Raw genomic sequence first — 12,683 nt, 5'->3', positions numbered from 1 at the left:
ATGAAACTATACTAACTCCAACATGATGTTTTTATTTGCAGATAAATATTAACAGGGATTTACCTTAAAATTCACAATTCAACATCATTAGTCAAATACCCTAGATACAGCAACAGCATGTCCACCCTTGGTAAATATATCTCGAAGAACAAACCCAAATGGGATAGTTATTTTATTATCGACAATAATTTTTGCTCAACCCATTTACTGATACTAATCCCTTCTTGTTCAGCTAAGTCTGAAATTGTTTCTAACAATTCAATAGGTAATTCAAAACTAGTTTTTCGATATGGACTACGTAATATTAAAGCATTTTCTTTATGATGAATTTCTCCATTGATTAAGAACGGTAAAATATCAGCAATACCAAACACCTCAGACATTAACGGCTTTTCCCCTGCCTTGATGTAGAGTAAAACTGAATCCCTTTGTTCTCTAACTCGAATGTTTTCCACTCCCCAAATTTCATATAAATAGTCAAGGAAGGGATAAAACACTACTTCGTTCTTGGGTACATGAAGCTCCACATATCCTTTATAATCCAAAATAGGTTGGTGGATTGAGTATGATGGCTTTAAAGTATAATTTTTAATTCCCTCTTCATACGTCAACCATTTTTGGATATTGGGTAGGTAGAAACCAAATACATTATCTTCATTACGAACCACACGTGCCTCTGGTATTTTAGTTGAATGAAATCTTTGATACAAAACAATGTCATTTTTTGAATCATAATATTCATATTTTTTTGGTCGCTGTGTTTCAGATGGTTTGAGAGATTTCTCTGCTTCATGATAGGCTGTTTCCGATATTACATACGTGATTCTTTCATCACCATAAGGGACGGCCTCAGCTTTTATTGAACCATCTTGTATATACTTATAAACACTTTGTACAGATAATCCCAATTTCTTTGCAACCTCATTAGGACTCATGCCAGTAGGTAAAGATTGCTTTTCATAGACTAATCGATCCACTTCAGCTTTTTGATAACGTGCCTCTTTATGTAATCGATGTGGGTCCAGAATTTTCATGATTTTCTTCTGCTTTCCATAATGGTAGACCGTTGCCTTGGATACTCCTAATAAGTCAGCTACTTCTTTTTGGGTATACCATTCCACTTTATCCGCCTCCCACCCTTCTGGATGATCCGTACCTGTTATGGGAACATCCCGTTGGTCCCCATTTGTCAATTCCTCATGATACAAGACTGCTTCCGCCTGGCCAAATTTTACACGATATTGGAGGCGTGGGTGTTCGATCACTTCCAAAATCACGCCTTCTTTTTTTTCAAATTGTTTAAAGTAGTAAAAACTCTCTGGGTCTTCTTCTTCCGTACATGTTTGAAGAACATAAACCGTTTCCCCCATTTCATAAGATGCAGTCTGCGTGTTTTTTTCATGGTTTAGTTTATTCATGATTTGTCTCTTCACCCTTTATCTTTTATTGTTATATGTCTTTCTATTTCATGATTAACTATTTAATTTATATATCTATCATAATATATAATATTGTCTTAAATAAGTATAATTTTAAATTTCTCTTATATAATCATTAAAGATTTAACGTTTGCATCAAATATTATTATTATAATTTAAGAATCTAATTTTATACTAATTATATTTCATATAAATAAAGATAGGATTTATTTAGGTCTTTCTTAATTAATTACCTCTTGTCATTTGTTATAATGTAAGTAATGTTAATGAATAGGTTTGTACTACATATAGACATTATCTTATAAATAATTGAATCATAAAAGTGAGGGATACAGGTATGCATAAACTGATAGATAAAACGAAAGAGATTCAGAGTAGTGCATGGAAAAAAAGTCTGTCAGACATTTCGATTCACACGTTACAAGAACGATTGGATGCGACAGAAAAGAATGGACAGAAATCTTTTTCCGATTTTAGCGATGTAGACATGCTACAGTGGTTTATTCACCGGCGGGAACATTTAAAACGGCAACATGAAAAGTCCACCCGCACCGTCCAAGCCTATGAGCGAGAACTTCTTCAATTTATTGAACAATTACTCACCTATTCAGCGGAAATCCACGTAGACTTGCAAGAAGTTGTGGATGGTTCCCTCTTTAAATCTCTTTCTACCCGGCACATTCGAAGGTACCAGGAATGGTTATCGGAAAAAAGCCCCTATGTCTTAAAAAAAGGAGCGTATTCCGTTGCCGCATTATCCAGAAAGACAACCATCATTAAGAGTTTTTTAAAGTTCCTGTTCGAATCAGGCTATATCACGGAACCCATTCATGAAGGTTTCTTTAAGATCAATATTCGTAAAGATGATCGGCCGAACCGTGATTTGGGACCAAAGGAAGTCATTCAGCTACTTGATTACTTCAGGGAAATCAACCACCCCATCGTTTTTTCGATCATTCATATCCTCACGATGACAGGCATGCGTAATGAAGAGTTTACACGACTCCGAGTCAAGGATCTTCAATATGATTCCATTACCAGTTCGTATTTTTTAGAGGTACTAGGAAAAGGAAATAAAAGAAGGCAAATCCCATTGAAAGAAAAAGGACTAAATAGTATTCGGATATTCCGTTCAGCTAGAGGAATCGACGATATAGAGGCAGCAGAAGGAGAAGATCCGCTCTTTACGACCAATACCGGCCGGGCCTACTCTCCCTCTTATCTGTCTCAATACATCACAAAAGCCATTAAAGAGAGTGAATTGCCCTTTTTGAAGTTTCGATCTTCTTCCATTGGTCCCCATACCTTTAGGCATGCTTTTGCCATCATTTCGCACTTAAATGGAGTGGATGTCTATCAGATTATGAAGAGTCTGGGCCATGAACAACTCTCCACGACAGAAATTTATTTGGAGAAGGTTTTTGAAAAAGAACGCCATGCGATTCATTTGTGGAAATCAGATGTGTTTGGGGAGTATATATAATAGAAGAAACTCGTCATATTCAGAAAAGTTTTTGCTGAATTTTAAACTCTCATTGAGTGGCGCGCTCTTAAAAAATCCGTTTCGAAAATGGTTAAATATTGAAGATATAAAAAAAGGTCGAGATTTAATAAAAGATACTCCATACATTGCAAGTAGTATATTCAGACGTATGATTAAAAGGGGAGAACAAGACATCTAGATGACTTGTTCTCCCCTCTTTTTGAATAATCATTTTTGGTATTCCTAAGCCTAACGTGAATACATATCTCCATCTTTAGTTTTTCTAATGATATAAGACCAACCTTCGGTATAGACCAAATTAACTTTTAATATTCCATGAATCTTGATCCCTTTTATATAGCCTTTATGTTCTCTTTGATAATTCCTGCGATAGCTTTAAAATCATACTTATGGTTGACGACATCTACAACAAAATCCTGTTCTTCCTCTATTCCCATTATCCATTGATAATGATTGATCTTCAGAAACATAATAAGGGAAGCGAGTGCTGTCCTTTTGTTTGCGTTGTGGAACGCATGATTTTTTGAAATGGATTCGAATAAGGCTGCAGCCTTTTCATGAATAGATGGGTAAGCATCATTCTCGAAAACAGTTTGTCTGGGTCTGTTTACTGCAGAATCAAGGAGACCGGGATCTTTCACTCCGATTTGTTCAGTAGGAGAATAAACTTTTATTTGAATGGCATTGATAGCAATAATTTGATTAGTGGAAAGATAGATAATATCAAACGTCATATTATCTATCCACCAATCCCTTAAATGCTTCGTCATGTTCTTTAATAATGTCTGATAACATTTCCATAAATTCTGGATCTACACCTTTAGGTAATTTCACATTTTTATTTTTCCTTAAAATGATTTCTTCACCCTTAAACTCAACCTCTAATTCGTCTCCAAAAGCTAAATTTGCTGTTTTCAACATTTCAACTGGGAACGTAATACCCAAGCTATTGCCGACTTTAGTTAATTTCCTAATAGCCAATATACATTCCTCCTTCAAAAGAAAGTTATAATTGTTACTACTATTATAACATTGGTCGTTATTATTTATACTACTTTTATCTGAAACCTTTTATTAATTACGCGAAAAGGCTTGCTTAGACCTTTAAAGCTACCTTATTCTACAAGCTGAACAACCTCCATTATTTCTAGGACATGGACCTACTTTTCAATGATAGTCTGTCACTGATACTCAAATTTGAGGGGGTATTTACAACGATTATTTAATGTTTCCCCTACCGTCCCTTTATTGTTTCGCCGTTGCACAATGTTTTTACCTCTAAAGTTCATAAAAAATTATAGGTTGATATATCCGTTCATTAAAGGAGAAAGTTCAAGATAAGAGAAGGGAATTATAACAGTATGGAATAGGTGTAATAGTAGTTGTATAAGTGTAAAAGGAATGTCAAATGTATACTAAATAATGATACCCTCAAAAGAATTAACTATTAAACGTAATGTTTTAAGTGCAAGTGACAAAGGAAGGAGAATTGTTTTGGCTATAATATACTTTTCGCTAGTGGAGAAATTGCGAAGAGTCAATTCCATTCTATCTTGATACATTTGACATTGATCAATTATTAGATAAAACGGATAACTGGTAAAGAAAAGCATGCTCTAAATAAAGGAGGATAACCATGACAGCAAAAGAAAATAAGGATCAAGATCTTCCTGAAGAATGGGTTGAGTTAGTAAAAATAGCAATGAAATCAAATATAACAAAAGAGGAATTTAAACGATTTTTGGAAGAAAGATCAAAAATCAATAAAAATTGACTATTTTTTACATCGTTCGAATAATCAGAACGGTGTTTTCAGTGCTATAGTAGTCTGAATACTTAATAAACTGAGGGAGTTCTAGGAACTTATTTGTAGAGTTGACACAAACTTACCGTGATGATTAAAGTTTTGTGTCATAACTCAATTTTTTAAAAAATAAATGTTATTTTGAAAATTATTCCACTCATTACAATATGGTAATTTGTTATAAAGATTTCTTTAATTTTTTTATGTTTATGAACACCAAAAGAAGAGGCAAGTATAAAACAAGGAAGCACACGCTGTATGGATTGATTATTTTATATAAAATATATAAGGAATCGGCATCGAAAAAAAATATATTGATAAGTAATATGAGTATGGACATTACCCATAACGGGTACTTTTGCTGGACATTAAATAAGCGCTTATAACCCCTGCTGGCAGCCCACAAAGGAATCACCATGTTGGGTATAATAACGAGGGTCCACCAAGAAATGATTATGTATTCGAACCGTTGAATGAAGGGCAATTCAATAATACTGGTCATTGTTAATGTTGGCCAAAGAGTAATAGCCAACTGTTTTTCTGAATAAAAGACTTCCGAAGTAAAATATAGTAATAACATCAATAACGTCGTAGCCAAGGCTCCTCCTTGAGCATACTTTTGTGATTTTTCACCATTTTGAATGAATGGATAATACATCAGGATCACTTCAAAACCAATCATTGATAATGAAGTACTTCTAGTTCCTTTCATTATTTCCAATAAAGTATGGTTAAAAATAGGGAGGGAATGTGTAAAATCAGCGTATTTCAAACCATAAAAAGGTACAAATATCAGCCAGTATGAAACGATTACAGTTAAAAAGGTAATACCCGTAATGGTTTTGAACCCTCCCGTAATAATATAATAAATCAGGAACAGGAAAACCATAGCAAATACCCATGAAGGTACCTCTTCAAACATCCAAACATGTATGACATTTATATAGCCGATTATGACCGTCATTCCAAGGACAAAAAAGTAAAGGATAAATAAGAGACTGAAGAAATTCCCAAACCATTTACCAAATGCATGATTATTAGCAGAAATGATATCACCAGGAACAAGACTGAAAATTTTATATATAAGCCAAATTAATATATGAATAATGAGCCCGGCTAGGAGTAAGGAAATCCAGCCATCCGTTCCCGTCGCCTTAGCTAAACTTCTTTGAAAACTCAACACGCCTAATCCTGTTTGCAGGGAATGCACTAAAAAAAACACATAGAAAGGCGCGACCTTATACTTATCATTAACACTAGCTTGGTTCATATAGTACCCTCATTATCACCCATATTTCTCATTTTTATAATCTGGCTTTTACAAGTGAAATTTATTCATAAAGATACAAACTTAAAGTACACAGTACGACTAAACTACGCTTAATGAACTAACCTGCCTCTTTAGTTTCATAAAGAAAAAGCTGCCTTAAAGACAGCTCTGATCTACAGCTAACGTTAGAACCATCAAATCCTCATCAAAATAGTGCTCATTATACTTTAAGGCATTTCGTTCTGTACCATAGACCTCAAATCCCAAAGACTTATATAGTTTCTTTGCGGAGTCATTACCAGATACAACAGTTAAATTTATTTGTTCCAATCCTTCAGAATTCTTCGCCCTACTTATAAGTTCATTCATTAATGATTTTCCTAAACCCTGACCTCGATTGCCTGGAGCTATGTACATTCCAAAAGCATTCCCTTTATGTCTGGTTTTGAGATTGTTTTCACGTATAAAAGTAACAATTCCAACTAAAGATTTTCTATTATCAAAAGCACCTAAAATGTACTTGTCCCTTATTGGTTTAATTCTCTCCTTTACCGTTTCTAATGAAAATCCCACCTCTCTCTCATATGTTGAACCAAATGCTTCTGGGTTAATTTTCAATGCATTCAATCGTACTTCCTGGTATAAATGGGCATCGGACTCTTTTAAAATACGAATATTCATTAACTACTCCCTCCCGTTTATTTTGCATGAAATTTTGTATAGAAGAGTTTTTCTATACAATTAAGTTTGAATAAAGCATTCTATTTATCGCTACTAATATCCTTCTTGAGCTAACCTGCCCCGATAGTTGCATAAAGAAAAAGCTGCCTTAAAGACAGCTCTGATCTTCAGCTAACGCACCCGTTAGTTTAAGTAGATTTCTTCACAAATTCATTAAATCGTTTTTTATCGGCCAGTTTTCAACAAATTTAATTTACTTCTTTTTTATATTTACTGCTAAACCTTCTATACCATTTTTAGTAAGAGTTTTATTCACTATTTTTTTCAGATTTTGTTTTGTACTATCGAAATCTTCTTTTGAAGTTCTAATCCCCAAATTAACTGAGTTGGTTTCTGTGGATATTCCATAAGCTACAACAACGTCAACCTTCTGCTTGTCTAGTTCCTTAAAAATCAATGATTCAATTTCCTTTTCTTTCTTATTTGTTGAAAATATTTCTGGATCTTTAGGAGTATTAGAACAAGCAGTTAAAAACATAAACACTAGACTTACCAAAATTAAGTTCTTATTAATGATTTTTCCTCCTCTTTTATTCGGCATATTAATCCCTTGAATTTAACATTACAGTAATTATTTTCTTTGCTCAATGGACAAATGGAACTTTTTGGGGTAGAACTAACCTGCCCCGTTAGTGCCATAAGAAAAAGCTGCCTTAAAGACAGCTCCGAACTTCAGCTATAGCACCCGATAACTGCCCCGTTAGTTGCATAAGAAAAGGAGCTGCTGATCAGCTCCCTGGTAATGAAGTAAAGCACCCGTTAGTTCCATAAGGAATACAATTAGGGGTACCGTCAGGAAAATGCGGATTTACAACGTTAAGGAATTTTCAATACTAAAAAGCCCAACTTCACCGTTAATTAAGAGAAATTGGGCTTTTTCATTACTCCATAAGCATTTTTAAGTTATATTCAAAAACCATGCTTTGACATTGTCTAAAGCATGGTAATTATTTAAACTAATATAAATCTGCTAAGTTGATTTTTTTAGCTCATCTATTTATTGAATTCATTAACTGGAAGAAGTATTCAGGTTTGTGAGTCTTATTTAAGTTATACCATGAATGTAATGTATCTGGTGCAAATACATCTAATTTTTTCAGTACTTCCATCGCAAATTCCAGAGGAGCTACTCCTGATGCAGTAACCAAATTCTCACCAGATACCGCAGGTCCCATCTCATAAAATTTTTCTCCTTTATAATTAGGACAAACCATTTTAATATACTCTAAGTTATTGCTTGTATGCTTTCTAGAATCTAGGTATCCCATATTCGCAAGGGCCTCAGTTGCACCACAAATTGCAGCAACAATAGTGCCAAGCTTTAAAGCTTCGCCAATTTTTTTCATGATTGGTTGATGAATAACTTCTCCCCAAGTATTCCCTCCAGGCAAAACTAAAAGATCTTTACTCTCAAGAGTACACTCATCAAGGGGAATATCTGGTTTTATGCTCAGTCCCCCCATCGTAGTAATAATTTCTTTATTAGCTCCTACTGTAACTACTTTTAAAGGTGCTATATCTTTTTTGAAATATCTTCCTGTGTTTAGTTCGGCAATTAAATATCCATATTCCCAGTCTGACATTGTGTTAAATACATATAGATAAACTTTTTTTGTTTGCATCCAATAACACTCCCAATCACAATTGATATAGCCAATTATAATATAACTTCCCTGACAGCTAACGTCAGGGAAGTTATCATACTTGATGAAATTTTATTAATTCCGACAGAACTTCAATAAGTCTTTTCTTTAGACTTATTGGCTCAATAACTTGAATAGATTTACCGTACGGTAAAAGTAAATAAGGTACATATGTATGTATCATATCCTTTTCAAGAAGAAATACTGCTTGATTTGAAGTCCGTTCTTGTAAATAATGTCCTAAAAACCAATGTTGGCAAATATCTCCCAACGTCCTTGTATTCCCATTAATAACTAAAGAAGTATTCCCTCCCTTATCTTCTATAGTTGGAAGGAGGTTTTTCATAAAAAAGTCACGTGCTGAAAAATTTTCTGGCCGGTTAAACTTATTTTCGGTTAGCATTAGACTTTCAATTCGATCTACTCTAAAACTACGGATATCATCCCTAAGATGACAAAATCCAATCACATACCACTTATTATTCCAATAGATAATTCTGTACGGATCGACCAATCTATAATTTAATTGCTTTTCGCCACTTTTATGGTAAAGAATTTTTACTGAGTACCCGTCAGCTACGGCCTGCTCCAACTCCTTCAAAAAAGGTTCCATAGAGATTGAACTTAATCGACTTATTACTTCAAGACTAGTTAAATGTTGGTTTATCTTTGTTTCCTGCTCTTGATTTGAGTATTTACTTAGTTTTGAAATGGCCCTATTTAGTGCTTCACTTCCATAATATCCGGCTTCTTCTGCAAAAACAGCAGCGTGAAATAGTGAAGTTTGCTCCTCAAAATCAAAAAAAAGAGGAGCCTCAATAAAATTGTTCAATAAAGTGTATCCACCGTTATGTCCTGGTTCTGAAATTATAGGTACGCCACTTGTTGAAATTGTATCAATATAACGATACACAGTCCTTATATTCATCTCTAACTTTTCTGAAATTTGTTTTGCAGTAATTTTTTCACCTGAACGAAGCATCCATAGAATTGCTAACATATTGTCAATTTTAGGCATATAATTCCACCTCTATATGGAATTTATTTTCTATTATATATTTCCAATTTTTGGTATAACTCATCAACTGTTCCTTTCCGATAGCTTTCTATATAATGAGGCCCTAGACACATTTGTAATTTCACAAATTTGATTTACAGTCATATCTCCCTCTTTATAAAGCTTTACTGCATAATTCATTCCTGCATGATTTTTATGGTACTTCTTTAACCGACCTTAAAACTTTCCTTCTTTCTTAGCCAGTTCAATCCCTTCACGCTGCCGCATACGGATAAGATCACGTTCTAATTGGTTTACACCCGCCATCTTCGGTATCCCGGTTGGCCATCGAATTTAAGTGAATTGCTAAAAAATGGGTGGTTCCATCTTCAACTAAACTGCCCCGTTAGTTGCATAAAGAAAAAGCCGCCTTAAAGACAGCTCTGATCTTCAGCTAACGCTCCGTTAGTTCACTAAGAATCGCTATTTACATTGAATGTAGATATACTCTCCATTCTTTCCACGCTTTAAGATAGCCACTTAAGTCATGTGGGTGAACCCTAATACAAACGCCTATACGTGTGTATAATTGAAAAATAACTTCCTCCAAAAGCCTTTCTATATTAAAGGGGACATCTTGAGACAATAATGAGAAAGATGACAACAGCGTCTCTAAATTTAAATCGTCTGGAGAAGAGCAAAAAGCATATGTAAAATCATAAATTTTTGGACCGATTAAAGGCATAGGGTCAATAACCCCATTTAATTTGTTGCCCTTATATACAAAATTATGAACACCAGCATCTCCATGAAGGTAATACTTCTCTTCTTGATGTTCGTATGTTTTCAATTTATTAACCAATAACTCTACTTTTTTATGATCCTCACTTGGTAATAAATCGCCTATATCCTCTTGGGCGAATTCCAAACTACTTAAATTGAAGTCCACCCATGAATTTCTATGTATTCCATTTACTCTTCCCCAGTTTTCTTTGTTTACTTTTTTGTATTTATTTAATAGTTCCTTAATTAAAATAGTCATCCATTCTATTTTAGAACCTCGATTAAAATGAGTTTCTCCAGAAATATAAGAGTATACTATAAATTCTTTTTTCTCGTCTGTATAAAGTACATTGGGCAACAAATTTACATCTTTATAAGTAAGGAGAAAAGCCTCTGTTGCAGCTATTAATTTAGGTTTGTCCAATTTAATGACATATTTTGGTATATCATTATTATGTAGAGTATATAGAATTCCATTTGTAGTACCACTTTTTAATTTCTTTATGTCTATATCATCATTTTTTATTATTCCTTGGTTTATAAGACCATAAATAATTTCATTTATTTTCCCCATTTATTTAGTCCTCTCGATTAATTTTGGTAAGTCTTTATACTATATGTAAGTTCGCTCTTCTTATGGAACTAACCTGCCCCGATAGATCCATATGAAAAAGAGCTGTTAAAAGCAACTCTCTTATTGAAGTAAAGCACCCGTTAGTTCAAGAATATTATTAATATCAATTACTAATTTGCAATCTTTCAGATTGTCCCTTACTTATAAAATGATTAAACAAAAGATAATATATACCCCTATCACACCTCCAAGGGTATTTAGAATGACATCATCAATGTTTGTTGAACGAGAATATAATAAAAACGCTGACCCTGTAGAATTTTCAATAAATTGAATTAGTTCAATCCCAATAGAGATAAGCATTGTAACCATAATAGTCTTTTTTTTACTTTTTAAGATGCTAAGAGACATTAGTGCAAAAGCTAATGGGGTCAACATTAATAAAGGACCCATTAATTGTGTAATTTGTGATTCTAAAATTGTTTTAAAAGGAACTAAATTTAGCAATGGAGTTGTTGAAGATATAACTGGACTTTCCAAATACTATACTGGAATAAAGGTAACTATCTGATGTAATGAGCATAAATACACAATAAAAGCAGTTAGAACGACTAACTTATAAAAATTATTTACTATCGCCTTTTTTATCAAAAATATTACACAAACCGTTATAGGAATACAATTGATATAAAGCTCAATTAATTTTATACGTAAAAAACTAGAATCATAATTAAATTTCAATATTAAGGGGATAAGGAAATAAAAAGTAGGAATAAGAATTGTAAACCATTTCACATTTTTTGACATAGCCAACCTCTTTCTAAATTAATTGCACAAATTCATATGAACATTTTAACATTTCTCTATATGGCTTTGTCCAAGTATTAAAATCTTGTTAAACTAATCTGCCCCGTTAGTTGCATAAAGAAAGAGCTGCCTTAAAGACAGCTCCGATCTTACGCACCTGTTAGTGAAATAACTATAAACTCTCAGGTAAATGATGTTTATACATTTCTATTACATCATTATGTTCCTCTAATACAGCTATCGTTTTGGGATGTGGCTTTGTATAGATAACTGGATAGTCCTTTTCATCAAATTCCTCATGAGTGTGAAATGCTAATTTTTCTTCATCAATTGAAAATTGAGCATCATTCCCCTTTTTATTTCCACGAGCATCTAATCTTACCCATTTATTAATTGGTTTTAGGAAAACAGCATTTAAAGCGTGAATACAATACCCCTTTTCCGGTGTATCAAACAACATCAATCTTTGATAGCAGAAACCTGTTGGTATGCCTTGCGACCGTAATAAGGATGCGAATAGATTTGATTTTGCATAGCAAATCCCCTCTTTATAGGCTAATACATCTGATGCATTACAAGTAACACGTTTCCCTTGAATATCCCAAGAATGAGATATTTCATCACGAACAAATTCAAAAGCTACTTTTGCTTTTTCAATTTCTGTTTGAGAAGGTTCGAAAAGGTCATCCACCTTTGCTCTAATTAAAGGGTTAGAATAATTGACTTCACTTAATTCAAGTAGATAATCATCCGATTTTTCTGACTCACAAATCATATTCACTAACTCCACCCACTCCTATTTTGTATAAAAATGTATATATTAATATTATTTTATATTAATGAGAACTGAATTTATAGGTGTACTGTTCAACTATCCTGCCCCTTTCGTATTATAAAGGTCAGCCAGTTATTTCTGGTTGAACAATTTTTATATCGATATATGATAACGGTAGCTGGGGTAGAACGTTCCTGCCCGTGGGGCTTGGACCCCGTCAACTAAACAGTTCGCCCCCTACTTGTAGAAACATGATTAGGCTGGTTGGGACAAAGATCTCGTATAACAAGCGAAGATATGATACTGCAAGAAGGATTAGGGGTTACGGCAATAATATGTTTTTGGA

13 protein-coding genes and 1 pseudogene are annotated in these 12,683 nt (G+C 33.6%); 2 read left to right on the top strand and 12 right to left on the bottom strand.

Translation table 11 applies throughout. The features are described 5' to 3' along the window. Positions 1 to 167: 167 nt before the first annotated feature. Positions 168 to 1,418 (bottom strand): helix-turn-helix domain-containing protein, encoded by a 1,251-nt coding sequence (locus J7E52_RS13075; protein WP_286197726.1) that lies wholly within the window; start codon positions 1,416 to 1,418, stop codon positions 168 to 170. A gap of 358 nt (positions 1,419 to 1,776) precedes the next feature. On the opposite strand from J7E52_RS13075, the gene J7E52_RS13070 reads away from it, so the two are divergent. Continuing rightward, positions 1,777 to 2,922: a tyrosine-type recombinase/integrase gene (locus J7E52_RS13070; protein ID WP_214747073.1), complete on the top strand. Its 1,146-nt coding sequence runs from the start codon at positions 1,777 to 1,779 to the stop codon at positions 2,920 to 2,922. Between the two features lie 353 nt (positions 2,923 to 3,275). Here the strand turns inward: J7E52_RS13070 and J7E52_RS13065 are convergent, their stop codons facing one another. Together J7E52_RS13065 and J7E52_RS13060 are read right to left on the bottom strand one after the other, a co-directional pair. After that, positions 3,276 to 3,677, bottom strand: a complete 402-nt coding sequence (locus J7E52_RS13065) for a type II toxin-antitoxin system death-on-curing family toxin (protein ID WP_214747070.1) — start codon at positions 3,675 to 3,677, stop codon at positions 3,276 to 3,278. 1 nt (position 3,678) lies between these two features. Continuing rightward, positions 3,679 to 3,924, bottom strand: a complete 246-nt coding sequence (locus tag J7E52_RS13060) for an AbrB/MazE/SpoVT family DNA-binding domain-containing protein (protein WP_286197725.1) — start codon at positions 3,922 to 3,924, stop codon at positions 3,679 to 3,681. A 655-nt stretch (positions 3,925 to 4,579) separates the two neighbouring features. On the opposite strand from J7E52_RS13060, the gene J7E52_RS13055 reads away from it, so the two are divergent. Next, positions 4,580 to 4,717, top strand: coding sequence for an anti-repressor SinI family protein (locus J7E52_RS13055; RefSeq protein WP_214747067.1), 138 nt, complete (start codon positions 4,580 to 4,582; stop codon positions 4,715 to 4,717). A 208-nt stretch (positions 4,718 to 4,925) separates the two neighbouring features. Here the strand turns inward: J7E52_RS13055 and J7E52_RS13050 are convergent, their stop codons facing one another. The 9 genes and pseudogenes from J7E52_RS13050 to J7E52_RS13010 form a co-directional block, all read right to left on the bottom strand. Beyond that, the gene (locus tag J7E52_RS13050) at positions 4,926 to 6,017 is read right to left on the bottom strand and encodes a GerAB/ArcD/ProY family transporter (RefSeq protein ID WP_214747064.1); all 1,092 of its coding nucleotides are present in this window, start codon (positions 6,015 to 6,017) and stop codon (positions 4,926 to 4,928) included. Positions 6,018 to 6,173: 156 nt separating this feature from the next. Next, entirely contained in the window at positions 6,174 to 6,698 is a 525-nt protein-coding gene (locus J7E52_RS13045; protein WP_214747061.1) for a GNAT family N-acetyltransferase, read from the bottom strand. Between the two features lie 253 nt (positions 6,699 to 6,951). Continuing rightward, positions 6,952 to 7,299, bottom strand: coding sequence for a hypothetical protein (locus tag J7E52_RS13040; protein ID WP_214747058.1), 348 nt, complete (start codon positions 7,297 to 7,299; stop codon positions 6,952 to 6,954). Positions 7,300 to 7,747: 448 nt separating this feature from the next. Beyond that, a complete protein-coding gene (locus J7E52_RS13035; RefSeq protein WP_054396774.1) occupies positions 7,748 to 8,380 on the bottom strand; it encodes a type 1 glutamine amidotransferase family protein in 633 nt (210 codons plus the stop codon). Positions 8,381 to 8,456: 76 nt separating this feature from the next. Further along, entirely contained in the window at positions 8,457 to 9,419 is a 963-nt protein-coding gene (locus tag J7E52_RS13030; protein WP_054396776.1) for a helix-turn-helix transcriptional regulator, read from the bottom strand. A 63-nt stretch (positions 9,420 to 9,482) separates the two neighbouring features. Continuing rightward, positions 9,483 to 9,734 (bottom strand): annotated as a pseudogene (locus J7E52_RS13025) (helix-turn-helix domain-containing protein); the annotation flags it as partial. 151 nt (positions 9,735 to 9,885) lie between these two features. Further along, entirely contained in the window at positions 9,886 to 10,755 is an 870-nt protein-coding gene (locus tag J7E52_RS13020; RefSeq protein ID WP_214747056.1) for a hypothetical protein, read from the bottom strand. Positions 10,756 to 10,956: 201 nt separating this feature from the next. Next, positions 10,957 to 11,262, bottom strand: a complete 306-nt coding sequence (locus J7E52_RS27415) for a VanZ family protein (RefSeq protein ID WP_396020275.1) — start codon at positions 11,260 to 11,262, stop codon at positions 10,957 to 10,959. 472 nt (positions 11,263 to 11,734) lie between these two features. Beyond that, a complete protein-coding gene (locus J7E52_RS13010) occupies positions 11,735 to 12,343 on the bottom strand; it encodes a transglutaminase-like domain-containing protein (protein WP_396020274.1) in 609 nt (202 codons plus the stop codon). Positions 12,344 to 12,683 lie beyond the last annotated feature (340 nt).

This window comes from Bacillus sp. ISL-34 (genome assembly GCF_018613325.1).
Classification (GTDB): Bacteria; Bacillota; Bacilli; order Bacillales; family DSM-1321; genus Peribacillus.
The sequence above is the reverse complement of the archived record's forward strand: the minus strand, read 5'-3'. Positions and strand labels throughout refer to the sequence as shown.

Coding starts and splice junctions, on each gene's coding strand:
- J7E52_RS13075 (WP_286197726.1), bottom strand. CDS start 1,418: ATGAATAAACTAAACCATGAAAAAAACACGCAGACTGCATCTTATGAA.
- J7E52_RS13040 (WP_214747058.1), bottom strand. CDS start 7,299: ATGCCGAATAAAAGAGGAGGAAAAATCATTAATAAGAACTTAATTTTG.
- J7E52_RS13065 (WP_214747070.1), bottom strand. CDS start 3,677: ATGACGTTTGATATTATCTATCTTTCCACTAATCAAATTATTGCTATC.
- J7E52_RS13030 (WP_054396776.1), bottom strand. CDS start 9,419: ATGCCTAAAATTGACAATATGTTAGCAATTCTATGGATGCTTCGTTCA.
- J7E52_RS13035 (WP_054396774.1), bottom strand. CDS start 8,380: ATGCAAACAAAAAAAGTTTATCTATATGTATTTAACACAATGTCAGAC.
- J7E52_RS13020 (WP_214747056.1), bottom strand. CDS start 10,755: ATGGGGAAAATAAATGAAATTATTTATGGTCTTATAAACCAAGGAATA.
- J7E52_RS13055 (WP_214747067.1), top strand. CDS start 4,580: ATGACAGCAAAAGAAAATAAGGATCAAGATCTTCCTGAAGAATGGGTT.
- J7E52_RS13070 (WP_214747073.1), top strand. CDS start 1,777: ATGCATAAACTGATAGATAAAACGAAAGAGATTCAGAGTAGTGCATGG.
- J7E52_RS13050 (WP_214747064.1), bottom strand. CDS start 6,017: ATGAACCAAGCTAGTGTTAATGATAAGTATAAGGTCGCGCCTTTCTAT.
- J7E52_RS13045 (WP_214747061.1), bottom strand. CDS start 6,698: ATGAATATTCGTATTTTAAAAGAGTCCGATGCCCATTTATACCAGGAA.